The following is a 26,282-nucleotide window of genomic DNA, read 5'->3' on the forward strand; positions in this document are numbered from 1 at the left end:
CTGTCGGCCAGCGGCTTTAAGGGCCACGGAGTCGAGTTGGCGACCTTGGCCGTGCGGCTGATGGCCGAGGCCATCGCCGGTCAGGCCGCGGGCTTAGACGCGATGGCGGCGGTGCCAGGCCGGGCAATTCCGGGAGGCCGGGCGCTGCGCACCCCGCTGCTTGTGGCCGGGATGGCCTGGTACGGCCTGCGCGACAGGCTGGGATTCTGACCGGGCTGATCACCCGTCGCGACCGCCCGAACGGCAAACGCCTGTTTTCGAATGAAAATACCGCGAAATCAAACATGTTCAGGCAGGCGCTAATGGGCAAAGCCGCGAATATCTGTCTAGGGGCTGTCATGCGTTTGGTTGTAATGGCAGCGCCGCAGATTTGCGTCCCGCGATGGCCGGGGGAGCTGTGCACCCCCCGGACCCCCCGCAAAAGCCTGCGGCGCGCTGTGCTGCCATGGGCAGGCATGGCTGCCAGCCACATCGTGATACGAACCGCGCAGGCTGCTTTTCAGGCGGCAGGCGACATGCCCAGATGCGTTGAAACAGAGTATTTGTATGGACATAATCTATTGATTTAACGCTGATTATTTGTATATTGATGAGATCAAAGCCAGCTTCCGTCAGCTATACCGGCGGCCCTGATAAATGATCGATCCCGAAGGCCCGGACTTGCGGCGGCAGCATGGCAGACCCGACCCGGAATCAAGCGTAAAGCACGACGGGCCCGCGGCGTCGGCGGCGTCGGGAACGGGTCAATCCCGAGAGCCGCTGGCATGACATGCCTTTCCACCCACAGACTGCCCGCGCGCGAAGCGCGCGTCCGGCCGGGCGGCAGCGACGGGTCGGGCTTTGCACGACCCGCCCTCCTTTCCACCCTTGCGCGCCCTGGCCGATCTGGCGCAGGCGCATGTCCGCGTGATGCGCGAGCCGGGTTTGGTCGCCGAACAACCGCCATGGAACGACGTCGGCGCGAAGGACGCTCTCGTTTTTTCCTTTCCAGACAAACATCAGGGCTTTTCAGTCGGCGACCATGCTCCGCTGCTCGTCGATCCCCATCGACACGAGGATCGGGTTTGCCTGCTGGCGGGCGCGGAAATCGTCGCGGCTGGCGAGGCCGGTCCAGTTCGCCCGGATCAGCGATTGCGCCACGGCCCCGCCCAGGGTCGTGCCCGGCCCGGCGAGGATGAACAGATCGGGGGCAAATTCGCGTGCCGCGACGGTGATGGCGCGGGTAAAGTCATAGGGTTCGACCACCTGCGCGCCAAAGGTGTAATCGTGCAGCGCCAGCGGATCAGAGGCGTTTGGCCACCAGATCGCGCCCCTGCCGTCGATCAACGGGTGCCGGGGCTGGCCGAACAGACCGGCAGGCAGCGCCTCGCGTCCCCGCTCTGCGACCGGCTGTTGCAAGGGTGTGTGGAACGCCGCGTGATGGGCCAGACGCATGGGAAAGCGGCCTTCGACGGCCGGCACCGCAGCCTCGAATGCCGTCAGCCCCGCTTCGTTTCCCGCCAGCACCAGCATGCCGCCAAGATCGATCGAGAGGTGCAGCGCGTGCCCGTCCCGCGCGGCGAGCCCGGCAATCAGCTCCAGCAGATGATTGCGGCGGGACGGATCCGCAACCCAGTCCCCGGCCATCCAGGGATAGAGGCTCTGCCCACCGATCATGGCCTCGTGCATCAACCCGCCCATCGTGTTCACGATCCGGAATCCGTCCAGCGGGCTGACCGCCCCCGCGCAGGCCAGCGCGGAATACCAGCCAAGCGAATTGCCGGTGACGGCCACGATCCTGACCTTCGCCGGATCGATGGACAGCAGGTCGCCATATGTCGCGGCATAGATCAGCCCCGAGGCATTGTCTCCGCGCCCATGCCGCGAGAGGCTGAACCCTGCGGTTGAATCCAGCGCTGACAGGGGTGGCTGCCCGGCCTTCTCGCGCAGGCGATCAAAGTCGGCCAGAAGCGCGGGATCGGGGAAATACCGGCCAAGCCAGCCCAGTTCGGCGGCGTTATAGGTTCCGCGTCCGGGGCAGATCAGAATGGCGCTGCGGGGGCTCATGCGGCACCTGTGGCAAGTTGCAACGCGGCGGCGGTGATCGTATCGCGCGACGGCATGGTCGCGGCATAGGCGGGGCCTGTGGCGACAAAGCTGTCCTCGGCGGTCAGCCGGGCAAGCCGGGCCGGACTGGTTTCCGCGAAATGCGCCATCAGCGCCTCGGCCACGCCGCCGGAATGGCGAGTTTCATCGACGATCAGGATATTGCGGCACCCCGCGACAGCCGCGCTCAGCGCCTGTTTCGGCAAGGGCGACAGCCAGCGCATGTCGATGATCCGCGCCGCGATGCCCGCCACGGCGATTTGCGGCAGGGCCTGCTGGCTGAGGTAATGGCCATTGCCGAAACTCACGATGGCCAGATCCGCACCCTCGCCCGTTACGCCGACCTCACCCAGGGGAATGCGCCGCGAGGGATCGGGATAGAGGCGCATCCAGCCGCCATCCTTGCCATCATGCAGGTCGCGCATCGGGTAAAGGGCGATGGGTTCCAGAAAAACGACAACGCGTTGTTCCTCGCGCGCAAGGCGGACGCATTCGCGCAGCATCATCGCCGCATCCGCCCCGTCCGAGGGCACGGCAAGGATCACCCCTGGAATATCGCGCAGCACCGCAACCGAGTTGTCATTGTGGAAATGCCCGCCGAATCCCTTCTGATAACCCAGACCGGCTACGCGGATGACCATTGGATTCGTGAACTGGCCACGGGAAAAGAACGGCAGAGTGGCGGCCTCGCCCCGGATCTGGTCCTCGGCATTATGCAGATAGGCAAGAAACTGGATTTCCGGCATCGGGGTAAAGCCGTTCTGCGCCATCCCGATGGCTAGCCCCAGGATCGACTGTTCGTCCAACAGGGTGTCGATCATCCGGTCGGGGCCGAACCTGTCGATCAGTTTCTGGGTGACGCCATAGACCCCGCCCTTGCGGCCCACATCCTCGCCCATCATGACGATATCGGGGCAGGCCAGCATCAGATCGGTCATGGCCCAGTTGATCAGCCGGGACATGATCTGAGGTTCCTGCTGTGCCTTCATGTCGGCGCCGAATGCCTGCCGGCGCGCCGTCGCTGTGGGGCCGTTGCTCGGCACGATCTCGCGGCGCGGCGGGATCAGCGAGGCCATCACATCGGCGGCGGTCTTTAGCCGGGGGCGGGTGACGGCCTCGGCGGCGATGCGTTCGACCCGGTCACAGGTCTCGGTATAGATCGCCAGCGACCCGGACGGGGTCAGCGCCCCGGCCCGGTCCAGCAGGCGGACGGAATGCAGCAGCGGATCGTTCGCCTCATCGGCCTCGACCTCGGATTTCGGCAGATAGGTGGTCGGCACATCCGCACCTGCATGACCATAAAGCCGCACGGTGCGGACATGCAGAAAGGCGGGCTTGCGCTGGCGGCGGACATAATCAGCGGCACGGCAGGCCGTGGCAAAGGTATCAAAGATATCCAGCCCGTCGCAGGAGAAATAACGCATTCCGGGGCGCTGGCTGAAACTGGCCGCAATCCAGCCGCGCGGAGTTTTGGTCGAAATGCCGATGCCATTATCCTCGCAGCAGAACAGCACCGGCAGCGGCACGGACTGCACCGCCGCCCATGATGCCGCGTTGAACGCCCCCTGCGCGGTCGAGTGATTGGCCGAAGCGTCGCCAAAGCTGCAAAAGATCAGCGCATCGTCAGGCAGCGTGGCAAAGGCCGGGCGGTGGCGGATCGCCGCACCGATGGAATAGGCCGCGCCGACCGCCTTGGGCAGATGGCTGGCGATGGTCGATGTCTGGGGCGGGATGGACAGCGCCCGCGACCCCAGCACCTTGTGCCTGCCGCCCGAGACGGGATCCTCGGCCGAACAGGCAAAGGACAGCAGCATGTCCCAGGCGATATTCTGCCCCGGCACCTGCGCGGCGCGCTGAATCTGGAACGCCGCGTCGCGGTAGTGCAGGAACGCCATGTCCGAAACCCGCAACGCGACGGCGACCGCCGCCATCCCCTCGTGCCCCGAAGATCCGATTGTGTAATACCCCTGCCCCGCCGCCTGCATGACCCGGCTTTGCCGGTCCAGCGCACGCGACAGGCAGCCGGAACGAAAGACCGACACGGCCAGCTCGGGCGACAGCCCGGCCCGCGGCGGTTGCCCGGAAGGCAGATCGCCCGCAGCGACGCGTTTCAGAAAAGCCTCATGGACAATTGCCGCGCGATCCATGTTTCCCCCTGCCAACCGAGTTTGCCCATCAATGCCACGCCCCTGACCGCCATCACCAGCCTAATCGACAAAGGCCCGTTCGACGACATAATCGCCGGGACTGCTGTTTGCCCCCTCGGTAAAGCCGCGTTCCTCAAGGATGCGCTTGAGGTCCAGGTTCAGCCCCATTGAGCCGCAGATCATCACCCGGTCCCGCGCCGGGTCCAGCGGCACGGTACCCAGTTCCCGGAACAACCTGCCATTTTCGATCAGATCGGTGATCCGGCCCATATGGTCGCTGGCCTCGCGCGTGGTAGTGGCATAGCGGCGAAACTTGCCGCGCGCCTCTTCGCTGACCAGCGGATCGTCGTAAAGGCGGGTCAGCAGATCGGCGCCGTAATCCAGTTCCGAACACCGGCGGCAGGTCTGGGTCAGAAAGACCTGATCGAATTTCTCATAGGTTTCAGGTTCGCGCATCAACGACGCGAAGGGTGCAACCCCCGTCCCGGTCGAGATCATCCACAACCGGCTGCCCGGCAGCAGCGCATCCAGAACCAGCGTCCCCGTGGGCTTGGTCCGCACGATCACCTGATCGCCGGGCCGAATCCCTTGCAGCCGCGAGGTCAGCGGACCGTCCGGCACCTTGATCGAATAGAATTCCAGTTCCTCGTCCCAGAAGGGCGAAGCGATGGAATAGGCGCGCAGGATCGGCTTGCCGTTTTCGTCCGGCAGGCCGATCATCACGAATTCACCCGACCGGAAGCGAAAGCTGGCCGGGCGCGTCACACGGAATGAAAACAGCCGGTCATCCCAATGCGTGACACTGACGACCTGCTGGCCATCGACAAGCTGGACGGTATCTTTCGACATGATTTCCCCCATTTGTTCGGACAGGTTGCACCCACAACGTCAATGTCCCAGCCTGAGGCCATCGAATTCCGGTTCGCTGTCCTCATCAAGCGGGCGCGGAGTCAAGTGAACCGGCTCCTCCATCGTTTCAGGAAAGCTGATGACAGCACCGTCCACCTCGAAGCCATGATCGATCTGCGCAGCCTCGCCCGCCGGATAGACCGGCTTTTGCGCATGCGGAGCCTCGGGCGCATCGCCGGTTTGCAGCAGGGCCAGCTTGCCGGGCTTGCCGTTCCAGTCATCGGCATCGGCGGGAACGGTGCCGATTTCAGCGATATTGGGCCAGATTTCGGCATAGCGGGCATTCAGCGCCAGCCAGTCATCCAGCCCGGTTTCGGTATCGGCGCGGATCGCCTCAGCGGGGCATTCAGGTTCACAGACACCGCAATCAATGCACTCGTCGGGATGGATCACCAGAAAATTCGGGCCTTCATAGAAACAATCGACCGGACAAACGGTGACACAGTCCTGAAATTTGCAGTTGATGCAGTTTTCGGTGACGACATAGGTCATTCTTGCCTCCTTTCGTTGGTCAGCCCCGGATGGGAACCGGCGTCACGTCATAGCCATGGCTGATCTGCCGCCCCAGAACGGGATCGATCAGCGCAAATTCGAAGCGGGGGGCGAAACGGACCGGGCCGATGGCCCCGCAGGTACCGCCAAACAGCAGCGTGCCATCGTCCAGCGCCCCACCCTCGGCCGCGAACTCGGCCAGCAGTTCCACAGGCGACAACAGCCCCGACACTCCGCCATCCTGATACAGCACGCGCTGCCCGCCCTCGATGACATGGGCGCGCAACTGCAACTGTTCCCAGTGCGCCGCGACCTCGTCCAGCGGCCAGAACCGTGACGCGACGGGCTTGTCGCAAAGTTGTTTGGCAACCGTGATACCCATATGTTCAACGGCGCGGTCGGTATGATCGGATGCGGCCCCCACCCAGATGCGGCCTTCATGGCGGATCAGCACATATTCGACCTCGCCGCTGGACCCGTCGCCGATCACCTCGATCTCATCCGCGACTGTCAGCCGCGAGATGCCGACGCGATAAAAGACCGGCGTCTTGTCGGGAGCCTTGACGCCGATCTTTTCAAGCTCTTCGATATGGTGCCGCAGCGCATCCTTGTCACGCCCCGTCCAGCCGCCGACCACGGCGCGCGTCAGGCAGAGGGGGGCATCCGTCGTGCCGTCGGCGGTGACGAAACTTGCGGTAAAGGCGATCCGGGCAGTCATGGCATTCCCTTTCTCATTGGCCGCGTATGGCCTGTTCAAGTCCGCGCGCGATCGCCAGCAGATGCCGGTCCCCGCCCCTGTGCCCGAACAGCATCGCCCCCACGGGCAGGCTGGCCGCGCCCTGACAGGGAATGGAAATCGCGGGCAGGTCGAGAAAATTCCCGACGGCGGTGTTCCTCAGGCACAGCAGGTTGGTGGCGTTGGAAACCTCACTATCGGCCAGATCGTCCAGCCGCGGCGGCACAATCTGCACGGTCGGCAGGATCAGCGCGTCGAACGGGGCCAGCCTGTCATCCACCAGCCGCTGCATCCGCGCGCGCTGATCAAGCAGCCGGATATAGTCGTCTGCGGTCTGCGATTGCCCGGCGCTGAACCGCGCCAGCACCCATGGATCGTAATATTCGGCCCGTGTTTCCAGCAGCGGACGGTGCCAGCTATGAGCCTCGGCTCCGACCAGCCCGCCCCTGGCGTTGATCTGCGGCAGATCCGACAGTTCGGCGATGGTCACGGGCGTCAAGCGCACGCCCAGACCTGACAGCCGGGTCAGCAGGGCCTGCATCGCCGTGCCCACCGCGTCGTCCATGGCTTCTGTCACGTAACCTTCCAGCACGCCGATCCGCAGCCCGCCGGGGGAAACCGAGCCGACATCCTCGCCCTGGCCTCCCGACAGGATATCGTCCAGCACAGCGGCGCAGGATACGCTGGTCGTGAAGGGACCGATGCAATCCAGCGTTCGTGACAGCGGTATTGCGCCCTGTTTCGGCACGCGGGCCGCAGTCGGCTTGAAGCCGATGACGGAACAAAAGGCCGCCGGGATGCGGCAGGATCCGCCGGTATCGGTTCCGATGGCCGCTGGCACCATCCCGCAGGCCACCGCCACCGCCGCGCCCGAGGACGATCCGCCGGGAATGCGCGGCGTCTTTGCGTCATGCGGGTTGCGCGGCGTGCCGAAATGCGCGTTCACCCCAAGCCCGGAATAGGCAAATTCGGTCATGTTGTTCTTGCCAATGATCACGAAGCCGGCGCGGCGCAGGCGGCGCACGATCGCGGCATCGGCTTTTGCGGGGGGATGGGCATCCAGCACCCGCGACCCGGCCCGCGTCACCTCGCCCGCGACATCGAACAGATCCTTGATGGCTATCGGAATGCCGGCAAAACGCGGCAGATCCAGCCCCTGCGCGCGCGCCTGATCGACCAGCCCGGCCCCGGCCAGCGCCCGATCGCGATAAAGCGTCAGAAAGACCCGCCCGCCCTCGTCCCCCGCGCCGTCGATCAGCGCGAAACTTTCCTCGACCAGTTCCCGGCTGGAGACCCGGCCCCGCGCAAGCTTGCGCGAAAGATCGACAAGGTTCTGGATCATCGGCGGCTGACCTTTGGCAAAGTTCATCCTGCGGACCGCCCGTTGGCGGCCCGGAACAGCAGCAATGCGGGTCGCAGGATTACTGCGGGTCGTAGTAATGCTGTTCCAGCAGCAGGCAGCCCCCTTCGGTACGGAAAGGGCCATGCGCGACATGGGGCGGGCGCACGCAATAGGTGTTGTCAGTGAACCGTTCGCCCCCAGCCTCTCCGTCATTACCGACCCACAGATCGCCGGAAATGACAAAGACCTCTTCCCAGTAGTCATGTTCGAAGGGCACGGTCGTATAGGTGCCCGGCTCGAATTTCAGCAGCCGGGTATGCCCGCCCTGCCGGTTGTCCATGTCCAGATGACCAGACAGGATTTTCTGCTTGATGCCCGACGGATAGCCCTTGGGCGTTTCCCAGCCGCTTGACATATCGACCTGATAAAATTCGCGATGTTCCTTGTTGACGGCCATGAGACTCTCCTTACCCGGCGGGTTCCTTGGTGAATTTCGGGCTGTTGCCCCGGATGGTTTCCATATTGTTGCGACTGGTCGTGAACTTGTCGGCCTCGAACACGGCGGGCGGGATCGTGAAATATCCGTCGGCGAATTGCGCGGCCGAGGTTTCTCGCATCTCGATGGAATCGAATGGGCATACATCCAGGCACAGCTCGCAGCCGATGCAATTGTCAGTATGCACGTCGATCTTGCCCGCCGGATTCTGCGACAGCGCCTCGTAGAAACAGACCTGAATGCAGATATTGCAGGTCGGGTTCTTGCAGGTGTCTTCATTCACCGCCGCGTGGATGCGGTTTCTGGAAAACTGTTCCGAATAATCCTTGACCGAGCGGTTCGACGCCAGGCCAATCATGTCATCAACCGTGGCGTAACCATGTTCATCCATGAACTCGGCCACGCCATCGATGATCTTTGGCAACCATTTGATTCCCTTGACCATCAGCACCGACCCGACCTGCACGATCCCTGCGCCAGCCATGATGAATTCGATCACGTCGCGATGGTCGAAGATCCCGTTCGATCCGGTGATAGGGATGCCCAGTTCCTCGTGGATGCGATGCACCCAACGCAGGGACAGTGGCTTGACCCATGTGCCGCCGATCCCCGCCGGGCCGCCGATGCGTGGCTGGCCGGTTTCGATATCGACGACAAAGCCGGTATGACGGTTGATCGCCGTGACCCCTGCCGCGCCCGCGTCGCTGACCGCCTTGGCGATGGCCAAAGGCTTGGACTGGTCGGGTGTCAGCTTGACGATGACCGGAATATCGACCGATTCACAGACCTGGCGGGTCACTTCGAACGCGACCTCGGCCTCTTGCCCGATCATCGAGCCGCCGTGAACGCCGGGCATCATCGCCGGATGCGGGCAGCCGAAATTCAGTTCGACCATCGGCAGGCCGCAATCCTCGATGGTGCGGCAGATATCCTTCCAGCCGGTGATATCCTTGGCCCCGGCAGAACCGATCAGATGCGCGCCGCGTTCGGCGGCATATTTCTGGGTTTCCTTCAGATCGGGGATCCAATCCTTGTAATAGGTGCTGGAATAGCCCGAACGGCTGTAAAACACGAAATCCCGCGCAGCCTTGCCCCGGATGATGTCCCCTCTGGAGTTCATCACGCAGTATTTGGAATTTTGCGTCAGCCGCGCCATGTCCTCGATATCGGTCAGCGTCTTGATGATCGCGCCCGATGCACCGTTGTCAAAGCACTGACGCATCAGATCGGGGCTGTTCGTCGTCTCCAGCGACGCGATGACAACGGGGTTTTTGAACGTCAATCCGCAAAAGTCCACACGCATGTCGGCCATCTGAAGTCTCCGTGTCTGATTCGACCCTGGTTCGGCCTTGCTAATATTACGCGGTATACTTCTCTTTTCAACAAAAGAATTTCAAGCGCGCAAATTTTAGATTATTTGTTTTATATCAATCTATTGAATATATTCCCGCGGCACGTCGGGGATTCCTGTCTGGCTTGGCCCCCTGAGTTTTCGCCCCTGCCACCCGGTCCACGCCCGGATCGCGGTCCGTTCCTCCCGCAGCTACGAATTGACAGATCGAAAATTAAGGGGCATGCTTCCTAAAAAGGACAGCCGTGCTCAAACGGTCGCCACCAAGGCAATCATCTTGTCCAGGGAGTCGCCAATGCCTTTCTCCAACGCCGTCAGAGCCGCTGTCATCGCCGGGCTTTGCGCTGGGTCCGCCGCAACCGCAACCGCGCAGGAACTGCCGAAAACAACGTTCAACTATGTTGCGACATGGGGCAATTTGTCGCTGTACAACAAGGTCGAAAAGCCGTTCTTCGAGGAAACCATCCCGGCGGATTCGAACGGCGCCGTCACACCCAAGATCACCCCCTTCACCGATATGGGGCTGAAAGGTAACGAAATCCTGCGCCTGTTGCGCAGTGGCGTTCTGGAAATGAGTGCGACCCTGCTGTCCTATATCGGAGGCGACGTCCCCGAGGCCGAGGGCATTGATCTGGCCGGCATCACCCGCGACATCGACGAGGCGCATCGCATGGCCGATGCCTACAAGCCGTTTCTGGCGCAGGTCTTTGAACAGGAATACGGCGTCAAGCTGCTGGCCATCATCCCCTATCATGCCCAGATCATCTATTGTCGCCAGCCAATTACCAGCCTCGACGATTTCAGGGGGCTCAAGATACGGTCCTCGGGCCGGTCGCAGGGCGATCTGATCGAGGCGCTTGGCGGCACGCCGGTCGGCATTGCCTTTGGCGAGGTTGTGCCCGCGCTGGAAAAGGGCGCGCTGGACTGTGCGATCTCTGGCGCGCTCAGCGGCAATCTGGCGAAATGGGATCAGGCGACCAGCCATCTGTATCCGCTGCCGATCAGTTGGGCGATGACTTTCATCGCGGCCGGAGACGGTTTCTGGAACAAGCTGGATCCGGCGGTCCAGACTTTTCTTGTCGATGAGATGACCAAGCTGGAGGCGATCGCCTGGGAATCGGGCCGGACCGAGACCGAGGACGGCATCTCGTGCAATACCGGCGGTGATTGTCAGGACGGACATCAGGGAAAGATGGTGCAGGAGCCGCTGAAAGACGAGGATTACGCCCGGCTTCAGAACATTCTGGCCGAGGTGGTCGTTCCCAAATGGGCCAAACGCTGCGGCGCGGAATGCGCGGCGCAGTGGAACGCGACGATTGGACAGGTGGTGAACATCTCGGCTCCGGCGGAGTGAGCGATGGACAGCATTGCACACAGCCTGCTGCGTGCTGGCGAAAGGGTCAGCCGCTATGCAGTCTGGTTCGGAGGCGCGCTGATCCTTGCCGCCGCCGGACTGGTCTGCGCCGAAGTCATCCTGCGCAAGGCCTTTGGCATCTCGACCGGCGGCGCCGATGAACTGTCGGGATATGCGCTGGCCATCGGCACAAGCTGGTCGGCGGGTTTCACCCTGCTCAACCGCGCCCATGTGCGGGTGGATGCGGTCTATGCGCGCATGGGTGAACGGGTGCGCGGCGGGCTGGATTGCCTTGCGATCATCGCCATGACGGTTTTCGCGGTTGCCCTTGCGTGGTTCTGTCTTGGCGTCCTGCGGGATTCCGTCGCGCTTGGCGCGCGTTCGGCAACGACGCTATCGGTACCGCTGTGGATCCCGCAAGGGCTGTGGGTCGCGGGGCTGTTGCTGTTTGCGGCGACCTCGTTGCTGCTGACGGCGCTGGCAATCCCGGCCTTGCTGCGCCACGACAGCGCGGGCCTGCACGGGCTTGCCGGAGGGCGCAGCGCGGATGAGGAAATCCGGGCCGAACTGGACACCCGCTTGCACGCCCCGAAAGAGGCCTGATCATGCTGCAAGTCGCGCTGATCCTGCTCTTTGTCCTGATCCTGCTGTCGATCCCGGTGGCGGCATCGCTGGGGTTGCTGGGCCTTTTCCTCGACTGGGTTTATTCACCCATGCCGCTGTATCGCGCGCTGGGAGACGTCGCCTGGTCGGCCCTGACCGATCCGCTGCTGATTGCCATCCCGCTGTTCGTGCTCATGGGCGAGATCCTGTTGCGTTCGGGCATTGCCGAACGGGTCTATCACGCGCTGTCCACATGGCTGACCTGGCTTCCGGGTGGGCTGATGCATGCGAATATTGCCGCCTGCACCTCTTTCGCAGCGATTTCCGGCTCGACCGTGGCGACCGCCGCGACAGTGGGCACCGTTGCCATGCCGCAGATGCAGCGGCACCGCTATGGGCCGCGGTTGTTTCTGGGCACTCTGGCGGCAGGAGGGACGCTGGGCATTCTGATCCCGCCCTCGATCAATATCATCATCTATGGCGCGATGACCGACACCTCGATCCCGGAACTGTATCTTGCCGGATTTGTCCCCGGCCTTGTACTGGCGGGGCTGTTTTCGCTGACGGTCGCGGGGGCGTGCATCCTGTGGCCGCGACTGGGGGGTGAAAGGCTTCGCTTTACCTGGGCCGAGCGTTTGGCCGCCCTGCCCCGGCTTTTGCCGCCCATGGTGATCTTTGTCATCGTCATCGGCTCGATCTATGCCGGCATCGCGACACCCACGGAATCGGCGGCCCTGGGCGTCGTCAGTTCGCTGATCCTTGCCGCGTTCCATCGTCGCCTGAACCTGGCCATGCTGCGCGATTTCATCGAGGGGGCGATGCAGACCACGGCGATGATCATGCTGATCGTGCTGGCCGCGTTCTTCCTGAACCTTGTCCTTGCGGCCATCGGCTTGCCGGTTGCGGTCAGTTCGTTCGTCACCGGGCTGGACTATCCGCCTTTCCTGACCTTTCTGGTCATCGTGGCGCTGTATCTGGTGCTGGGGCTGTTTCTGGAAACCCTGACCCTGATGATCGCCACAATCCCGATCATCGCGCCGGTGGTCTTTGCGCTTGGCTACGATCCGGTCTGGTTCGGCATCGTGCTGATGCTGCTGATTGAGACGGCGCTGATCTCGCCGCCTGTCGGGCTGAACCTGTACGTCATTCAGGGCGTGCGCGGGTCGGGCCGGGTCGAGGATGTCATTCTGGGTGCCACGCCCTTTGCCGGGGCGCTGCTGTTGATGATCCTGATCCTGATGGCCGCGCCGCAGATCGCGCTGTGGCTGCCGCAGGCAATCTATCGCTGAGGCGGGTCAGGCCCGCCGCAGCCCCGCCATTCCCAGCACGCGGGCGCGCTTGCGCGGGTCGCTGTCGAACAATGCCGCAAGCTGTTCGGTCATCGCCCCGGCAAGCTGTTCAACATCGGTGATCGTGACCGCGCGTTCGTAATAGCGCGTCACGTCATGCCCGATACCGATGGCCAGCAATTCGACCGCTCGCTTGCGTTCGACCATGGCGATCACATCGCGCAGGTGCTTTTCCAGATAGTTCGCCGGATTGACCGACAGGGTCGAATCGTCCACAGGCGCGCCATCGGAAATCACCATCAGGATCTTGCGCGCCTCGCCACGTTTCGCCAGCCGCCGATGCGCCCATTCCAGCGCCTCGCCGTCGATATTTTCCTTCAGCAGGCCCTCTTTCATCATCAGGCCCAGATTGGGGCGGACCCGGCGCCAGGGCGCATCGGCCCCCTTGTAGATGATGTGGCGCAGGTCGTTCAGGCGACCGGGCTGCGCGACGCGGCCCTGTTTCAGCCATTCTTCGCGCGCCTGACCGCCCTTCCATGCGCGGGTGGTAAAGCCCAGAATCTCGACCTTGACGCTGCACCTTTCCAGCGTGCGGGCCAGAACATCGGCGCAGATCGCGGCAATGCTGATCGGACGGCCCCGCATGCTGCCGGAATTGTCGATCAGCAGCGTCACCACCGTATCGCGAAATTCGGTGTCCTTCTCTATCTTGAAGGACAGGGGCGTCGTCGGATTGGCCACCACGCGGGCCAGACGCCCGGCATCCAGCACGCCCTCTTCCTTGTCAAATTCCCAGCTACGGTTCTGCTGCGCCTGAAGCCGCCGCTGCAACTTGTTGGCCAACCGGCTGACCGCGCCGCGCAAGGGGTCAAGCTGCTTGTCCAGATAGGCGCGCAACCTTTCCAGTTCGGCGGGTTCGGCCAGATCCTCGGCGCGGATTTCCTCGTCCCATTGCTGGCTGTAAACCTTGTAGTCGGGGCTGGCCTCGCTGACCGGAGGGGGTATGTCGGGCGGGCTTTCGGCCTCGGGCATCTCGGCCTCTTCGGTCAACTCGTCATCGGACTGATCGTCCATGCTGACCTGAGCCTGCCTTTCGTCCTGCTGCTGTTCCTGGCTGCGCTCGGGCGAGGCGTCGGCGTCGTCGCCCTCATCCTGATCGCGGGACTGGTTGTCGCCCGATTCCTCGTCCTGTTCGGCGTTTTCTTCGGCTTCGTCATCCTCGGGCTGATCGGGATCCTCGCCCAGCTGATCGCCATAGCCAAGATCGCTGATGACCTGCCGCGCCAGCCGCGCAAAGGCCGCCTGATCGTGCAACACCCCGTTCACATCGGCCAGCCGCGCGCCCGCCTGCTGTTCGACAAAGGGTCGCCACAGATCGGCGACATGCTGGGCGGCGGCGGGCAAGGATCGTCCCGTCGCCGCCTGCCGCAGCAGATAGCCGGCCGCGACCGACAGCGGCGCATCGGCGGGCTGCTTGATCTGGCCATAGCCCTTCTTTTCCGCATCCGCACCGATCTTTGCGTCGATATTCGACAGGGCGCCGGGCATGTCGCGCGCGCCCAAAGCCTCGCAGCGGGCGGTTTCCATGGCCTCGTAAAGCTCGCGGGCCATCGGTCCCGAGGGCGCGAATTTCGCGTGGGTCGCCGCGTCGTGGTGGCGCATCCGCATGGCCAGCGCATCGGCTGTGCCGCGTGCCAGCAGGATTTCGTCACGCGCCATCCGGCGGCTGATCTGCGGCAGGCGCATGGTGTCGCCCGCCACGCCCGAGGGATCGGCGCTGAAGGTGACATTCAGTTCCCGTTCATCGGCAAGGGCGCGGGTGGCCTCGGACAGGGCCTTCTTGAACGGATCGGCAGGGTTGTCTGACTTGATCATGCATTCATCCGTAGCGCAGCGGCGGGCAGGTTGCCACCGGCTTTCTAACGGATGGAGGCAAAGATGTGGAACCCGCCAGCAAGGTTTTCGCGGCCCGGCGAGCCGGTGTCAGCCCCCTAACGTCCGGCGCATGATCTGTCCGAATGGTCATATTTGTTCGAACAGGCAGAATCGGCGATGTGTCCGGCCTGCACTCCGCCCGATACAAACCATTATACACAGTCTAATTGACCTGTCCGTAAACCTCTGCCCGGCAATACATTCGGATTACTGAATTTGATTTTTTTTACCTTTAGATTCCTGCCCGCAACTCGCTCAGGAAAGCCGACATGGCACTTACCACCATAAACACAATCGCCTACAAATACTCGGATTTTCAGTATTGGGACGGCACGAAATGGGTCGCCGCGGTGAACTCGACCCAGGTCGTGTCGCAGTCCTATGTCCGACTGAAGCCCGGTTCCGTCATGCTGCACGCGACAATCACGGACGACGACGCCTATCTGAACGACCGGTCGGGCGATGCGGGTTCGCCTGCTGGAGAAGAGGAAAATACCGCCTATATCCAACACCTAGAGATCACCGACAGCGCCGGTAACGTCGTCATGAGCAGCCGCCCGTTTTCGGCAGATACCGAAAGCGTCAACGCGCCAATCTCGGTCGCCGATGCCACGCTGACGCCGACGGACGACACCTATGATCCCACCCGGCTGATGGATATGTACACGGTCGTGACCTTTGCTGAAGGGGCATCCTGGACAGCAACCTCGGGCAACACCTCGCAGCCCTACATCCTGTTCGGCCTGCACGCGCCCAGACCCGGCGAGATCTATCACAACGGAGCGTTCAACGGTTCGGCATCGGATACCGGCGGCTATGGCTATGATCCTTCTGTCGTCGGCCAACTTGATACGCTGCTGATCTGTTTCGCCTCAGGGACGCTGATCGAAACCATCGACGGCCCGAAACCGGTCGAGATGATTCGTCAGGGTGACACGGTCCTGACACGGGACCACGGGTTCAAGCCGGTATTCTGGACGGGCAAGCAAACCCGGCGGCTGTCGGGCAAGGCCGGGGACGACCGCTTTTATCCCGTGCGCATCAGGGCCGGGGCCCTGGGCGACGGGCATCCTGACCGCGATCTTTACGTCTCGCAGCAGCACCGGATCCTGATCAGGTCGCCTATCGCGCGCGAGATGTTCGGTGCGGACGAAATTCTGGTCGCCGCCAAGAAACTGACCCTGATCGACGGAATCGACATCGTTGATCAATGCGACGAGGTCACTTATGTGCATCTGCTGTTCGACCAGCACGAGCTTGTCTATTCCAACGGTACCGAGACCGAATCGCTGTTCACCGGCCCCGAGGCGCTGAAGGCCGTCGATACCGAGGCACGCCGGGAAATTCTGGACCTGTTCCCCGAACTTGCCAGCATGGATTACAAGGCGCAACCGGCGCGCCTTGTTCCGTCGGGCAAGCTGACGCGGGAACTGGTCGGGCTGCATCTGCGACAGCACCAGCAGCTTTATGCGCAACAGTGACGCCGGACGCGCTCAGCCGCGGATCCGGTGGCGGCGCAGGAACCCCGCGATCACGTCGCGCAGCAGATAGCCCTCGCTGCTGACCGCAGTCTGCGTGGCAAAGCCGTGGATTTGGGTGGCAAAGCACAGATATTCGACCGGCGTTCCGGCAGAGGCAAGGCGCGTGGCATAGGCCGCGCCTTCGTCCAGCAGCGGATCGTAACCGGCGGTCACGACCAGCGCGGGCGCGGGCGGCGCGGTCATACGGGCCAGCAGCGGCGAGGCACGCCAGTCGCTGCGCATCTCGGGATCGGGCAGATAGCAATCGCCGAACCACTGCATCGTCGCCGCATCAAGGTTCAGCCCGCTGGCAAAGCGCAGCATCGAGGAATGCGTCGTGCTGACATCGGTGACCGGATAGATCAGCACTTGCCCGGCAAGACTATGCCCGGCATCGGCCTCGATCAGGGCCAGAGACGCCGCGATATTGCCGCCCGCCGAATCCCCGGCCACGAAAATCCGTCGTGCATCGACCCGCAGCGCCCCTGCCTCGGCCCGCAAGGCGTCAAGCACCGCCTGCCCGTCCTCGATCGCTGCGGGAAAGGGATGTTCCGGGGCCAGCCGGTAATCGACCGAAACCACGACCGCCTGCGCCTGAGCGCAAAGATCGTGGCACAGCGCATCGACCGTTTCGAGGTTGCCGATAACCCATCCACCGCCATGAAAATAGACCAGCACCGGCAGATCCTCATCCGCCGCGCCAACGGGATAGTACAGCCGCACCGGAACCTCTGCCTGCGCGCCCGGAAACCGGCGCGAGACCGTATGCCCGACCGAGATGGCGGGCCGGACCAGGCGGCTGTGGCGGTCGTCAAAGGCGGCGCGGGCCTCGGGCGGGGTCATCTGATAAAGCGGCTCTGGCGCAAGCGCGATCATCTGGTCGATCAGTGCACGCGCAGAGGGGTGCATGGCGACGATACCCGTCTGGTCGTCGCGCGGCATATCATTTACTTTGTTCATCGCTTCACCTTCCTGGAAACTGTCACTCGTTCAGAATCGCATCCGCCGCGCGATCCGCGATCATCATCGTGGGGGCATTGGTATTGCCTGACACCAGCGCCGGCATGACCGAACAATCGGCAACGCGCAGCCCCTCGACCCCGTTCACGCGCAATTCCTGATCGACCACCGCATCGCCGCCCGGCCCCATCCGGCAGGTGCCCGCCGGGTGGAAAATCGTCCGGGCCTGTGCGCGGATCGCATCGTCCAGCGTGTTCGACCCCATGACCGAACTGACCCCGCCCCCCGGCCAGACCTCTTCGCCGACCAGTTCCTTCAGCGGCGACTGCTCGCAAATCTCGCGCGCCAGCCGGACGCCCCGGCGCAGCGTGTCCATATCCTCGGGATCGGCAAGGATCGTCGTTTCGAACAGCGGCGCGTCTGCCGGGTCTTTCGACCGCAACCCCAGCCGCCCGCGCGATTTCGGGCGCATGGTCATCGGATGGACCTGCACCGCGTGAAAGGCCAGCGGAGGCTGTCCGGGCGCGCCCGGCGCGAAGGGCGCAAAATTGTACTGTACATCAGGGCGACCCGTACCTCCGGTATCGACGCAGGCCCCCGCCTGCAACAGGTTCGAGGTCAGCAGGCCGCGCCGGAACACCCAATAGTCGATACCGTGCCGGACCGCATTCAGCCCCTTTTCGGCATTATACAGTCCAATGGGGCGGCGCAGGCGGCGGGTGACGGGCGCGCCGACATGATCCTGATAATTGCGGCCCACCTGATCGGATTCGTGGATAATGTCGATGCCGTGACGGTCCAGAACGTCGCGCGGCCCGATACCCGACAGCATCAGGATTTTCGGGCTGTGAAAGCTGCCTGCCGACAGGACGATCTCGCGCCGGGCACGAATCAGCACCGCCGACCCCGCCTGATCATGGCATTCCACCGCCACCGCCCGGCGGTTTTCGATCACGACCCGACCAGCGGCATGACCGGTCAGGACGGTCAGGTTCGGGCGGCCAAGTTCCGGTTTCAGAAAGCAATGCGCCGCCGATTGCCGCTGTCCGTCATGAGCAGTCACCTGATACCAGCCCGCGCCCTCTTGCGTGGCACCGTTGAAATCGTCGGTCGCGCGGATGCCCGCGCCAATCGCCGCCTGCACGATCGCCCCCGCGACCGGGTGTTTCGCCGAAGGGTCATCGACCACCAGCCTGCCTGTGCTGCCGTGATATTCATTGGCAAGGCGGGTATTGCGTTCCTGCTTGCGGAAGGTCGGCAGGACATCGGCATAGGACCAGCCGTCACAGCCATGTTCGCTGACCCAATCGTCGTAATCACGCGCCTGCCCGCGCATGTAGATCATGCCGTTGACTGACGATCCCCCACCGATCACCCTGCCCTGCGGCACCGGAAAGCGCAGCCCGTTCAGCGACGGATCGGGTTCGGATACGACCGCATCGGCATCGGTCTGCAATGCCTTGAAAAATGTCGCGGGGATGTGGATCCAGCGGTTGTTGTCGGTCTTGCCGCGCTCGATCAGCGCGACAGAGCCGTCGCCATCCGCCGCCAGCCGCGCCGCCAGAACGCAGCCCGCCGCCCCCCCGCCGACGATCACATAATCGTATTCGAACGGCTGTCCCGCCATGACGCGCCCCTTTCCCAATGTCCCCGTGATAGTCTTGGCGCAAAACGGCGCAAATACAAAAGGATATTTCACCCGGCCGGAATCGAGATCGAATGCAGCCCCTGAAACTGGGTCACGCCCTCATAGCCGAAATTCCGGCCGATTCCCGAATGTTTGAAGCCACCAAAGGGTCCGCGCCCGTCCTGCGCGGCAGCGCCGTGGTTATTGATATAGGTATAACCCGCCTCAAGCCGCCTTGCGATGGCGCGGGCGCGGTCCAGATCGGGCGACCACACTGAAGAGCACAGCCCGAAATCGCTGTCATTGGCCATCGCCACGGCCTGATCCTCGGTGTCAAAGGGAAGGACCGGCAGGGTCGGACCGAATTGTTCGTCGCGCACCACCGACAGCGCCGGGTCCGGGTCGATCACCAGCGTCGGGCGCAGAAAATATCCGGTCTTGAACAGCGCCTCATCCGGCACCTCGCCCAGATCGAGGATCCTTGAGCCATGGTTCCGTGCCTGATCGACCATGCCCCGCACCACCTGCTGCTGCTTGTGGTTGTTCAGCGGGCCCATAGTCGTGTCCGGCAACAGCCCGTCGCCGATCACCTGCCGCCGCCCGATGGCCGTCAGCCCTGCGACCACCTCGTCAAAGCGCGAGCGGTGGACGTAAAGCCGTTTCAGCGCCATGCAGATCTGGCCGGTGGACATGAATGCCGCCAGCCACATCCGCAACAGCGCGGCATCGTTCAGTTCCGCATCCTCCAATACCAGCCCAGCATCGTTTCCGCCCAGCTCCAGCGTCACGGGCGTGATATTCCGCGCCGCGACCTGCATCACATGCCGCCCCACATCGACCGAGCCGGTAAAATTGACCATCCGCACCAGGGGATGCCCGACCAGCGCATCGCCGATCCTGCCCGAACTGCCGGTCACAAGATTGACGACGCCAGGCGGCAACAGTTCCGCGATGCGTCGCAGGATCATCGCGATGACAAGCGAACTGCTTTGCGCCGGCTTCACCACGACCGTATTTCCGGCCAGCAGGGCTTGCGGCAGCTTGGCCCCCAGAATCGCCAGCGGCCAGTTCCAGGGCACCACCAGCCCGGCGACACCGCGCGGCTGGCGGGTCACGATGGTTTCGAACTGCGCGCTGCGGATTTCCTCGTCCTGCGCCAACCGGTCCGCATAATCGGCCACCTCGTCAAAGCGGTTGCCGATGCGGCTCAGCTCTAACCGGGTCTCGAACAGGATCTTGCCGTGCTCGCGGGTGAAAAGCCTCGCCAGCCGCGTGGTTTCCTCGTGGTCGCCAAGCAAATCGCGCGCGATCTTGCGCAGAAAGGCGGCGCGCTCGACATAGTCCAGCGCCGCCCATGCCGGAAAGGCATCATGGGCGGCACGCACGGCCCTGTCCATATCCGCGACCGACCCGAATGCGGCCCTACCGACATGCTCGTTCGGGCGGGCGGGGTTGAACAGGTCATAGGTCGCCTGACCCTCTGCGGGACATTCCTGCCCGCCAATGAACAGTTGCGTCTGTGGCAGATCTTGCGACATGCCCCTCCCCCCCCGATGCTGCGGTTTGCCGCGACCTTGCCGCCACCGGGCGCGAAAGCAATAATCTTTACGGAATAGCAATTCTCATATGTTATCGCTGATCGAACTTATCCTTAAGACCTATTCCGAAACGTTATATCAATCACGTTTCAAAACTGGCCTCACGCCGCGATTTCTGCTGCTCTGTCCGGCAAGCTCGGGTGACAGGAGGAGGCCGCGCGAATGCGCAGGATCGTGGTAACGGGTGCCGCAGGCGGGATCGGACAGGCCTTGCTTGCCATGTTGCGGGCCGACGGAGATCAGGTGATCGCTGCGGATCTGCGGGCACCCGGTGGCGAGGCGCGCGATTTCGTGACGCTGGATCTCAGAGATGACGCATCGATCCGGGACGGCGTGGCGCAGATCCTGCAAATGACCGACGGCAGGCTGGACGCGTTGTGCAATATCGCCGGGCTTCCGCCGCGTGACAGCGGCGCTGAACAGGTGCTGACCGTCAATTTCCTTGGTACCCGCGCGCTGACCCAGGCCCTGCTGCCCGCCATCGCATCGGGCGGGCGGATCATGACGCTGGCGTCGCGGGCCGGGCATGGCTGGCCGCAGAATGTCGAACAGGTCAAGCGGTTGGGACAGTGCCGCAGCGCCAGCGACATCGCCGCCTTTGTCCGGACCGAGGGTTGCGACCCGACCCGTGCCTACAACCTGTCGAAAGAGGCCATCATCCTGTGGAGCATGGCCATGACCGAACCGCTGATTGCCCGCGACATTACCATCAACACGGTCAGCCCCGGCGCGGTCGAGACCGGAATCCTCGACGATTTCATGAGGGCCTTCGGCGAGGGGGCCGTGCGCAACATCGCCCGTGCCGGTCGCCCCGCCCGCCCCACCGAGGTCGCCGAGGCCTGCAAATTCCTGCTATCCGATAGCGGTCACTGGATCCGGGGCGAGGATTTGGTCGTCGATGGCGGCATTCGCGCCTTTACCACGGCCGATCGGCTGGGGCTGGACAGCCTGCGCCTGACTGAAGGCGCAACCTGAACACGGCAACGGGGGGAAGGACGATGGCAAGGAAAATCAGCCGCATCGCCGCAATTCTGACCGCACTTGCCTGCGGTGCCGGAACACCTGTGCAGGCGCAGGAAATTCTGTTCAACACCTTTGCCGCCCACAATCATCCGTGGAATGCCGATGTGCTGTTCCCGTGGTTCGAGGATGTAACCGAGGCGACCGGCGGGCGCGTGACCTTCAACGTGCCGCCTGCCAGCCTTGCCGCCCCGCCCGATCAGTACAAGGGCGTGGTGCGCGGCGTCTTTGACGGCGGGTTCACCAATCTGGTCTTTATCCGCAATCTCGCTGAGCTGGTGCAAATCTCCAGCCTGCCTCTGGGAACCTTCAGCGCGCGCGGCAATTCCCGCGCCTTATGGGAAACCTATCAGGAATATTTCGCCGGGGCGGGTGAATTTGACGATGTAGAGCTTGTCGCGCTGTATGTGGGCCTTCCGGGCGACATCATGCTGCGCAGCGCCGCGCTGGACATCGGCGACAACTTCAGGGGCATCAAGACCTATGCCACGCCGGGCGCCGCAGCGCAGCTTTTCGATGGCGTGGGCGCGGCAGTGGTCTCGGCCCCCGGTGTGCAGGCCTACGAGGTCATCTCGTCCGGTGCCGTCGATGCCTATGCGGGGCTGGCGCTTTACGATTTCGAGGCGTTCAACGTTTTCCAATATGCCGAAAAGGCGATCATGGTGCCGGGCGGCCTTAGCGCGCCGTCCTTTGCGCTGTTCATCAACAAGGATCGCTGGGCCGAGATTTCCGAGGCCGATCAGCAGACGATCATGCAGATGGCGCAAAGCCATCTGGTGCCGAATGTCGGGGCATTCGACGATTATGCCCGCCAGTCGCAGGACCACGCGCGGGATCGCGGGATCGAGATCACTCAGGCCTCCGACGCGCTGACCGGGGCATTTCGTCCCCATGCCGGGAAACTGGACGAGGCATGGATTGCCAGGGCGGAAGCCAGGGGCGTGGACGGGCGTGCGGCACTGCAATTCTATCGCGACCGCGCCCGGCAATATGCCGCAGAGCTTTACGGGGGGAACTGAAACCGCCCCCCGAACCGGGCAGGCAACGAAAAGGCTCCTGACCGGGGGCCGCAATGGCCGCCCGCCCCGTCCCACGGGGCAAAGGCCAAATATCAGGGAGGAGGAGACCCATGATTTCACGCATTCGCAAGGCAACCGCCGTGCTGACCCTTGGCGCTTCGCTGGCGGGATTTTCCGTTCCGGCAAGCGCACAAGAGGTCAAGCTGATCTTCAACACCTTCATTTCGCATGCCCATATCTGGAATGCCGATGTGCTGTTTCCGTGGCTGAACGATCTCAGTCAGGCGACCGAGGGCCGGGTCACGTTCGACGTGCCGCCATCGACCCTGGCACCGCCGCCCGCGCAATATACCAGCGTCGTGCGCGGTACGTTCGACGGCGGCTATATCAATATGACATTCCTCGAAAATTTCGCCGGGCTGATGCAGATTTCCGCCCTTCCGCGCGGCACCTTCAGCGCCGAGGGAAATTCCCGTGCCCTGTGGGAAACCTATCAGGAATATTTCGCGCCGGTGGGCGAACTGGACGATGTTCACCTGCTGGCGCTTTATGTCGGCCTGCCGGGGGATCTGTTGCTGCGCGACAAATCCGCCGATCAGGCCGGGTCGATCAAAGGGGTCAAGATGTACACCATCCCCGGCCCTTCGGCCAAGCTGATGGATGCCGCAAGGGCCGCCGTGGTCGCCGCACCAGCCGTACAGGCCTATGAGATCATCTCGTCGGGAACGGTGGATGCCTTTGCCGGACTGGCGCTGTTCGATTTCGAGGCGTTCAACATCTATCAATACACGAAATCCGCCGTGCTGATTCCCGGCGGTCTCAGCGCACCGTCATTCGCGCTGTTCATGAACAAGGACCGTTGGGCCGAGATTTCCGAGGCCGATCAGCAGGCCATCACCGCCATCGCGCAGGACAAGCTGCAAACCTATGTCGGCGCCTATGACATCGCCTCGCGCAAGGCGCTGGAAAACGCGCGGGCCGCCGGGATCGAGGTCATCGACGCGCCAGACAGCCTGATGGAACAATTCGCCCCGGCGGCCGACGCCATGGACGAGGACTGGATCGCCAAGGCCGAGGCCAAGGGCGTCGATGGCCGGGCCGCGCTGGAGTTCTATCGCACGAAAGCCCGCGAATATTCCGAAGAACTGGGCGCAATCGTCCGGGCCAGCGACTAGGGGACCGGCCATGAACGCGCTTCTCGATTACCTTGCCGATCAGGGCCGTTTCAACCGGCTGTGGAAAATCTATGGCCGGATCGGCGCGGTGCTGATCCTTGGCATCATGGGGCTGACTTTTGTTGATGTCATCGGCCGCTATGTGCTGCATGCGCCGCTGCGCGGTGCCTATGACATGATCGAGGTCGCCATGACCCTGACGATCTTCTGGTTCCTGCCGGAATTGTCGCGCAGCGGCAGCCATATCTCGGTCGAGCTGATCTCGATGGGCACGGGGCCGGTCGCCCGCCTGCGCCGTTTTGTGGTAGAACTGATCTGCCTTGTGACCGCGCTGGCGATGGCCTGGCAGCTTTACGATCTGGCGGGCGTTTTTCAGAAATTCGGCGATGCCTCGCTGGTGATCGGCATCCCCAAGGCCCCCGTGACCATGGCCGCCGCCGCCCTGACCGGGGTGATGGCGGTGACACATCTGTTCCGCCTGATCGCGTTGCTGACTGGCGGAACGCCGCGCCTTAGCCACAGCAGTCTGGAGTAATCGCGCCATGACCGCATTTCTGGGATTTATCGCCGCTATCGGCCTTGCCCTGATCGGCGTTCCGCTGGGGTTTTCGCTGCTGTTCGTCGGAACCATCGGCTTTGCCATGCAACGCGGCTGGGATCCGGCGCTGGGGACGCTGGCCAGCGTCGTTCAGGACAGTTCGGCCAGCTATTCGTTGTCGGTGATGCCGATGTTCATCCTGATGGGCGTATTCATCCACCGCGCCCGCATCTCGGACGATCTGTATACCGCCGCGCAGGCCTGGCTGGGCCATATGCGGGGCGGGCTGGCGCAGGCCACCGTCGCGGCATCGGCGCTGTTCGGCATGATTACCGGATCGTCGCTTGCCGCCGCAGCCACCATGTCCAAGGTCGCCATCCCGCAGATGCGCGCGCGTGGCTATGACGACCGGATCTCGTCGGGCTGCGTGGCGGCATCGGGGGTGCTGGGGATGCTGATCCCGCCCTCGGTTCCGCTGATGATCTATGGCCTGATCACCGATCAGGACATCCGCCTGCTGTTCATCGGTGTCACCGTCCCCGGCCTGATCGTCGCGGCGCTGTTCATGGGCGGCGTGGTGCTGATGGCGCGGGTGGACGGCATGATGCCGGAGGGCGAGGCAAAGCCGCCGCTGGCCGTCAGGCTGCATGCGCTGAAGGGCATCGGGGCGACGCTGGTGCTGTTCATCATCGTGATCGGCGGCATGTATTTCGGCTTCATGACCGTGACCGAGGCGGCAGGTATCGGCAGCATGGGCGCGCTGGCCATCGTGCTGTGGCGGCGGGCGCTGGATTTCTGGGGCATCATCGACTGCGCCATCGAGGCCGCGCGAACGACATCGATGGTGTTCCTGATCGTCTTTGGCGCGGGAATGTTCTCGAATTTCATCAATCTCAGCGGGCTGGCCGCCGATCTCAGCGCAATCGTCGCCGAGATGGGGTTGGGCCGGGTCGGCATCCTGCTGATCTTTGCCGCGATCTATCTGGTTCTGGGCTGCGTGCTTGAGACGCTGGGGTTGATGCTGCTGACGGTCCCGGTCTTTCTGCCCATCGCCCAAAGCGCCGGAATCGACCCGATCTATTTCGGCATCTTCGTTGTCCTGATGATCGAGGTCGGCATGCTGACCCCGCCCATCGGCATGAACATCTTTACCGTCAAGAGCGTGGCGAATGAAATTCCGCTGGGCGACATCTTCCGCGGCGTGACGCCCTTCATCGCGCTGAATCTGCTGGCGGTCCTGATCATCATCATTTTCCCCGCGATCATCACCCTGCCTGTCAGGTGGTTCTGACCGGCGGAGATAGTTCAACAGAAAGGAATAGCGATGCGACTTTCCGGCAAGACCGCGATCATCACGGGTGCCGCTGGCAATATCGGGCTGGCCACCGCCCGCGCCTATCACCGCGAGGGTGCAAATCTGGTGCTCAGCGACCTGTCGCAAGAGGCACTTGAACAGGCCACCACCGGTTTCGCCGGGGAACGCGTGGCGCTGGTCGCGGGCGACGTGACCGAACCCGCCCTGCAAACCGCTTTGGCCGATGCCGCCGAAAGCCGCTTTGGCAAGGTGGACATCTTTTTCGGCAATGCCGGGATCGAGGGCAAGGTGGCGACCATCGCCGAATATGAAAACGATGTGTTCGACAAGGTGATGGAGGTGAATGTCCGCAGCCTGTTTCTTGGGCTGAAAGCCATCTCGCCGCGCATGGCGGATGGCGGCTCGGTCATCCTGACCTCGTCGATCATGGGCATTTCAGCCACGCCGATGAATATCGGCTACAGCGCGGCGAAACACGCGGTGAACGGGCTGATGCGTTCGGCCTCGACCGCGCTGGGGCCACGCGGCATTCGCGTGAACACCATCCATCCCGGCCTTGTCGAAAGCGCGATGCTGCGTCGCCTGATCAATGCCCGCGAGGATCCGGCGGCCTTCGAACGCGAGATTTTGGCGAAATGCAAGATCGCCCGCTTTGTCGAACCCGCCGACATCGCCGAAACCGTGGTGTTTCTGGGCGCGGATGAAAGCCGGATGATCACCTCGCAGATGATCTGTATCGACGCGGGCTATATCGTTTGAGGAAAGGAACGA

The 26,282-nt window shown here is 63.2% G+C and carries 21 protein-coding genes and 2 pseudogenes; 11 read left to right on the plus strand and 12 right to left on the minus strand.

Going from position 1 to position 26,282, the window contains the following annotated elements:
* Nucleotides 1-210 (plus strand): annotated as a pseudogene (locus tag ACK5L9_RS12105) (FAD-dependent oxidoreductase); the annotation flags it as partial.
* A 798-nt stretch (nt 211-1,008) separates the two neighbouring features.
* Here the strand turns inward: ACK5L9_RS12105 and ACK5L9_RS12110 are convergent.
* From ACK5L9_RS12110 to ACK5L9_RS12145, 8 genes and pseudogenes are all read right to left on the minus strand, one after another.
* Nucleotides 1,009-2,046, minus strand: coding sequence for an ACP S-malonyltransferase (locus ACK5L9_RS12110; RefSeq protein WP_416911719.1), 1,038 nt, complete (start codon nt 2,044-2,046; stop codon nt 1,009-1,011).
* Nucleotides 2,043-4,232: a thiamine pyrophosphate-dependent enzyme gene (locus ACK5L9_RS12115; protein WP_416911720.1), complete on the minus strand. Its 2,190-nt coding sequence runs from the start codon at nt 4,230-4,232 to the stop codon at nt 2,043-2,045. Before ACK5L9_RS12115 ends, ACK5L9_RS12110 begins: the two co-directional genes overlap by 4 nt.
* Before the next feature lie 60 nt (nt 4,233-4,292).
* Nucleotides 4,293-5,081 carry a ferredoxin--NADP reductase gene (locus tag ACK5L9_RS12120; protein WP_416911721.1) on the minus strand — a complete coding sequence of 263 codons (789 nt, stop codon included), beginning with the start codon at nt 5,079-5,081 and terminating at the stop codon, nt 4,293-4,295.
* A 240-nt stretch (nt 5,082-5,321) separates the two neighbouring features.
* Nucleotides 5,322-5,633 (minus strand): annotated as a pseudogene (gene fdxA / locus ACK5L9_RS12125) (ferredoxin FdxA); the annotation flags it as partial.
* Nucleotides 5,634-5,652: 19 nt separating this feature from the next.
* Nucleotides 5,653-6,351 carry a DUF2848 domain-containing protein gene (locus tag ACK5L9_RS12130; RefSeq protein WP_416911722.1) on the minus strand — a complete coding sequence of 233 codons (699 nt, stop codon included), beginning with the start codon at nt 6,349-6,351 and terminating at the stop codon, nt 5,653-5,655.
* A 13-nt stretch (nt 6,352-6,364) separates the two neighbouring features.
* The gene (locus ACK5L9_RS12135; RefSeq protein WP_416911723.1) at nt 6,365-7,711 is read right to left on the minus strand and encodes an amidase; all 1,347 of its coding nucleotides are present in this window, start codon (nt 7,709-7,711) and stop codon (nt 6,365-6,367) included.
* Between the two features lie 79 nt (nt 7,712-7,790).
* Nucleotides 7,791-8,168, minus strand: a complete 378-nt coding sequence (locus ACK5L9_RS12140; RefSeq protein WP_416911724.1) for a cupin domain-containing protein — start codon at nt 8,166-8,168, stop codon at nt 7,791-7,793.
* Nucleotides 8,169-8,178: 10 nt separating this feature from the next.
* Nucleotides 8,179-9,519 carry a 4Fe-4S dicluster-binding protein gene (locus tag ACK5L9_RS12145; RefSeq protein ID WP_416911725.1) on the minus strand — a complete coding sequence of 447 codons (1,341 nt, stop codon included), beginning with the start codon at nt 9,517-9,519 and terminating at the stop codon, nt 8,179-8,181.
* Between the two features lie 334 nt (nt 9,520-9,853).
* Between ACK5L9_RS12145 and ACK5L9_RS12150 the strand changes: the two genes are divergently transcribed.
* The 3 genes from ACK5L9_RS12150 to ACK5L9_RS12160 are packed head-to-tail and all read left to right on the plus strand — an operon-like array spanning nt 9,854 to nt 12,804.
* Nucleotides 9,854-10,912 (plus strand): TRAP transporter substrate-binding protein, encoded by a 1,059-nt coding sequence (locus tag ACK5L9_RS12150; RefSeq protein ID WP_416911726.1) that lies wholly within the window; start codon nt 9,854-9,856, stop codon nt 10,910-10,912.
* Between the two features lie 3 nt (nt 10,913-10,915).
* Entirely contained in the window at nt 10,916-11,515 is a 600-nt protein-coding gene (locus ACK5L9_RS12155; protein ID WP_416911727.1) for a TRAP transporter small permease subunit, read from the plus strand.
* 2 nt (nt 11,516-11,517) lie between these two features.
* Nucleotides 11,518-12,804: a TRAP transporter large permease gene (locus ACK5L9_RS12160; RefSeq protein ID WP_416911728.1), complete on the plus strand. Its 1,287-nt coding sequence runs from the start codon at nt 11,518-11,520 to the stop codon at nt 12,802-12,804.
* Between the two features lie 6 nt (nt 12,805-12,810).
* Here ACK5L9_RS12160 and cobT read toward each other — a convergent pair whose 3' ends face one another.
* The gene (gene cobT, locus ACK5L9_RS12165) at nt 12,811-14,679 is read right to left on the minus strand and encodes a cobaltochelatase subunit CobT (protein WP_416911729.1); all 1,869 of its coding nucleotides are present in this window, start codon (nt 14,677-14,679) and stop codon (nt 12,811-12,813) included.
* Nucleotides 14,680-15,008: 329 nt separating this feature from the next.
* Between cobT and ACK5L9_RS12170 the strand changes: the two genes are divergently transcribed.
* Nucleotides 15,009-16,220, plus strand: coding sequence for a Hint domain-containing protein (locus ACK5L9_RS12170; protein WP_416911730.1), 1,212 nt, complete (start codon nt 15,009-15,011; stop codon nt 16,218-16,220).
* A gap of 12 nt (nt 16,221-16,232) precedes the next feature.
* Here the strand turns inward: ACK5L9_RS12170 and ACK5L9_RS12175 are convergent, their stop codons facing one another.
* From ACK5L9_RS12175 to ACK5L9_RS12185, 3 genes are all read right to left on the minus strand, one after another.
* Nucleotides 16,233-17,219 (minus strand): alpha/beta hydrolase, encoded by a 987-nt coding sequence (locus ACK5L9_RS12175; protein WP_416911731.1) that lies wholly within the window; start codon nt 17,217-17,219, stop codon nt 16,233-16,235.
* Between the two features lie 22 nt (nt 17,220-17,241).
* Nucleotides 17,242-18,846 (minus strand): GMC family oxidoreductase, encoded by a 1,605-nt coding sequence (locus ACK5L9_RS12180; protein WP_416911732.1) that lies wholly within the window; start codon nt 18,844-18,846, stop codon nt 17,242-17,244.
* Nucleotides 18,847-18,914: 68 nt separating this feature from the next.
* On the minus strand, nt 18,915-20,384 hold the full coding sequence (locus ACK5L9_RS12185) for an aldehyde dehydrogenase family protein (RefSeq protein ID WP_416911733.1): 1,470 nt from the start codon (nt 20,382-20,384) through the stop codon (nt 18,915-18,917).
* A gap of 222 nt (nt 20,385-20,606) precedes the next feature.
* Between ACK5L9_RS12185 and ACK5L9_RS12190 the strand changes: the two genes are divergently transcribed.
* The 6 genes from ACK5L9_RS12190 to ACK5L9_RS12215 all read left to right on the plus strand — a co-directional run bounded on the left by ACK5L9_RS12190 (nt 20,607) and on the right by ACK5L9_RS12215 (nt 26,270).
* Nucleotides 20,607-21,419, plus strand: coding sequence for a coniferyl-alcohol dehydrogenase (locus ACK5L9_RS12190; protein ID WP_416911734.1), 813 nt, complete (start codon nt 20,607-20,609; stop codon nt 21,417-21,419).
* A 23-nt stretch (nt 21,420-21,442) separates the two neighbouring features.
* On the plus strand, nt 21,443-22,483 hold the full coding sequence (locus ACK5L9_RS12195; RefSeq protein ID WP_416911735.1) for a hypothetical protein: 1,041 nt from the start codon (nt 21,443-21,445) through the stop codon (nt 22,481-22,483).
* 110 nt (nt 22,484-22,593) lie between these two features.
* Nucleotides 22,594-23,658 carry a hypothetical protein gene (locus tag ACK5L9_RS12200; RefSeq protein WP_416911736.1) on the plus strand — a complete coding sequence of 355 codons (1,065 nt, stop codon included), beginning with the start codon at nt 22,594-22,596 and terminating at the stop codon, nt 23,656-23,658.
* Nucleotides 23,659-23,668: 10 nt separating this feature from the next.
* Nucleotides 23,669-24,193: a TRAP transporter small permease gene (locus tag ACK5L9_RS12205; RefSeq protein WP_416911737.1), complete on the plus strand. Its 525-nt coding sequence runs from the start codon at nt 23,669-23,671 to the stop codon at nt 24,191-24,193.
* Between the two features lie 7 nt (nt 24,194-24,200).
* On the plus strand, nt 24,201-25,487 hold the full coding sequence (locus ACK5L9_RS12210) for a TRAP transporter large permease (protein ID WP_416911738.1): 1,287 nt from the start codon (nt 24,201-24,203) through the stop codon (nt 25,485-25,487).
* 33 nt (nt 25,488-25,520) lie between these two features.
* On the plus strand, nt 25,521-26,270 hold the full coding sequence (locus ACK5L9_RS12215) for an SDR family NAD(P)-dependent oxidoreductase (RefSeq protein WP_416911739.1): 750 nt from the start codon (nt 25,521-25,523) through the stop codon (nt 26,268-26,270).
* The last annotated feature ends 12 nt before the right edge of the window (nt 26,271-26,282 follow it).

The organism is Paracoccus sp. (in: a-proteobacteria), assembly GCF_047973135.1.
Lineage (GTDB): Bacteria > Pseudomonadota > Alphaproteobacteria > Rhodobacterales > Rhodobacteraceae > Paracoccus.

What these genes read in the sequence shown, in the direction of transcription:
- ACK5L9_RS12210 (WP_416911738.1), top strand. Translation starts at nt 24,201, where the DNA reads ATGACCGCATTTCTGGGATTTATCGCCGCTATCGGCCTTGCCCTGATC.
- ACK5L9_RS12190 (WP_416911734.1), top strand. Translation starts at nt 20,607, where the DNA reads ATGCGCAGGATCGTGGTAACGGGTGCCGCAGGCGGGATCGGACAGGCC.
- ACK5L9_RS12185 (WP_416911733.1), bottom strand. Translation starts at nt 20,384, where the DNA reads ATGTCGCAAGATCTGCCACAGACGCAACTGTTCATTGGCGGGCAGGAA.
- ACK5L9_RS12130 (WP_416911722.1), bottom strand. Translation starts at nt 6,351, where the DNA reads ATGACTGCCCGGATCGCCTTTACCGCAAGTTTCGTCACCGCCGACGGC.
- ACK5L9_RS12160 (WP_416911728.1), top strand. Translation starts at nt 11,518, where the DNA reads ATGCTGCAAGTCGCGCTGATCCTGCTCTTTGTCCTGATCCTGCTGTCG.
- ACK5L9_RS12175 (WP_416911731.1), bottom strand. Translation starts at nt 17,219, where the DNA reads ATGAACAAAGTAAATGATATGCCGCGCGACGACCAGACGGGTATCGTC.
- ACK5L9_RS12195 (WP_416911735.1), top strand. Translation starts at nt 21,443, where the DNA reads ATGGCAAGGAAAATCAGCCGCATCGCCGCAATTCTGACCGCACTTGCC.
- ACK5L9_RS12140 (WP_416911724.1), bottom strand. Translation starts at nt 8,168, where the DNA reads ATGGCCGTCAACAAGGAACATCGCGAATTTTATCAGGTCGATATGTCA.
- ACK5L9_RS12115 (WP_416911720.1), bottom strand. Translation starts at nt 4,232, where the DNA reads ATGGATCGCGCGGCAATTGTCCATGAGGCTTTTCTGAAACGCGTCGCT.
- ACK5L9_RS12120 (WP_416911721.1), bottom strand. Translation starts at nt 5,081, where the DNA reads ATGTCGAAAGATACCGTCCAGCTTGTCGATGGCCAGCAGGTCGTCAGT.
- ACK5L9_RS12135 (WP_416911723.1), bottom strand. Translation starts at nt 7,711, where the DNA reads ATGATCCAGAACCTTGTCGATCTTTCGCGCAAGCTTGCGCGGGGCCGG.
- ACK5L9_RS12145 (WP_416911725.1), bottom strand. Translation starts at nt 9,519, where the DNA reads ATGGCCGACATGCGTGTGGACTTTTGCGGATTGACGTTCAAAAACCCC.
- ACK5L9_RS12155 (WP_416911727.1), top strand. Translation starts at nt 10,916, where the DNA reads ATGGACAGCATTGCACACAGCCTGCTGCGTGCTGGCGAAAGGGTCAGC.
- ACK5L9_RS12180 (WP_416911732.1), bottom strand. Translation starts at nt 18,846, where the DNA reads ATGGCGGGACAGCCGTTCGAATACGATTATGTGATCGTCGGCGGGGGG.
- ACK5L9_RS12200 (WP_416911736.1), top strand. Translation starts at nt 22,594, where the DNA reads ATGATTTCACGCATTCGCAAGGCAACCGCCGTGCTGACCCTTGGCGCT.
- ACK5L9_RS12150 (WP_416911726.1), top strand. Translation starts at nt 9,854, where the DNA reads ATGCCTTTCTCCAACGCCGTCAGAGCCGCTGTCATCGCCGGGCTTTGC.
- ACK5L9_RS12170 (WP_416911730.1), top strand. Translation starts at nt 15,009, where the DNA reads ATGGCACTTACCACCATAAACACAATCGCCTACAAATACTCGGATTTT.
- cobT (WP_416911729.1), bottom strand. Translation starts at nt 14,679, where the DNA reads ATGATCAAGTCAGACAACCCTGCCGATCCGTTCAAGAAGGCCCTGTCC.
- ACK5L9_RS12215 (WP_416911739.1), top strand. Translation starts at nt 25,521, where the DNA reads ATGCGACTTTCCGGCAAGACCGCGATCATCACGGGTGCCGCTGGCAAT.
- ACK5L9_RS12205 (WP_416911737.1), top strand. Translation starts at nt 23,669, where the DNA reads ATGAACGCGCTTCTCGATTACCTTGCCGATCAGGGCCGTTTCAACCGG.
- ACK5L9_RS12110 (WP_416911719.1), bottom strand. Translation starts at nt 2,046, where the DNA reads ATGAGCCCCCGCAGCGCCATTCTGATCTGCCCCGGACGCGGAACCTAT.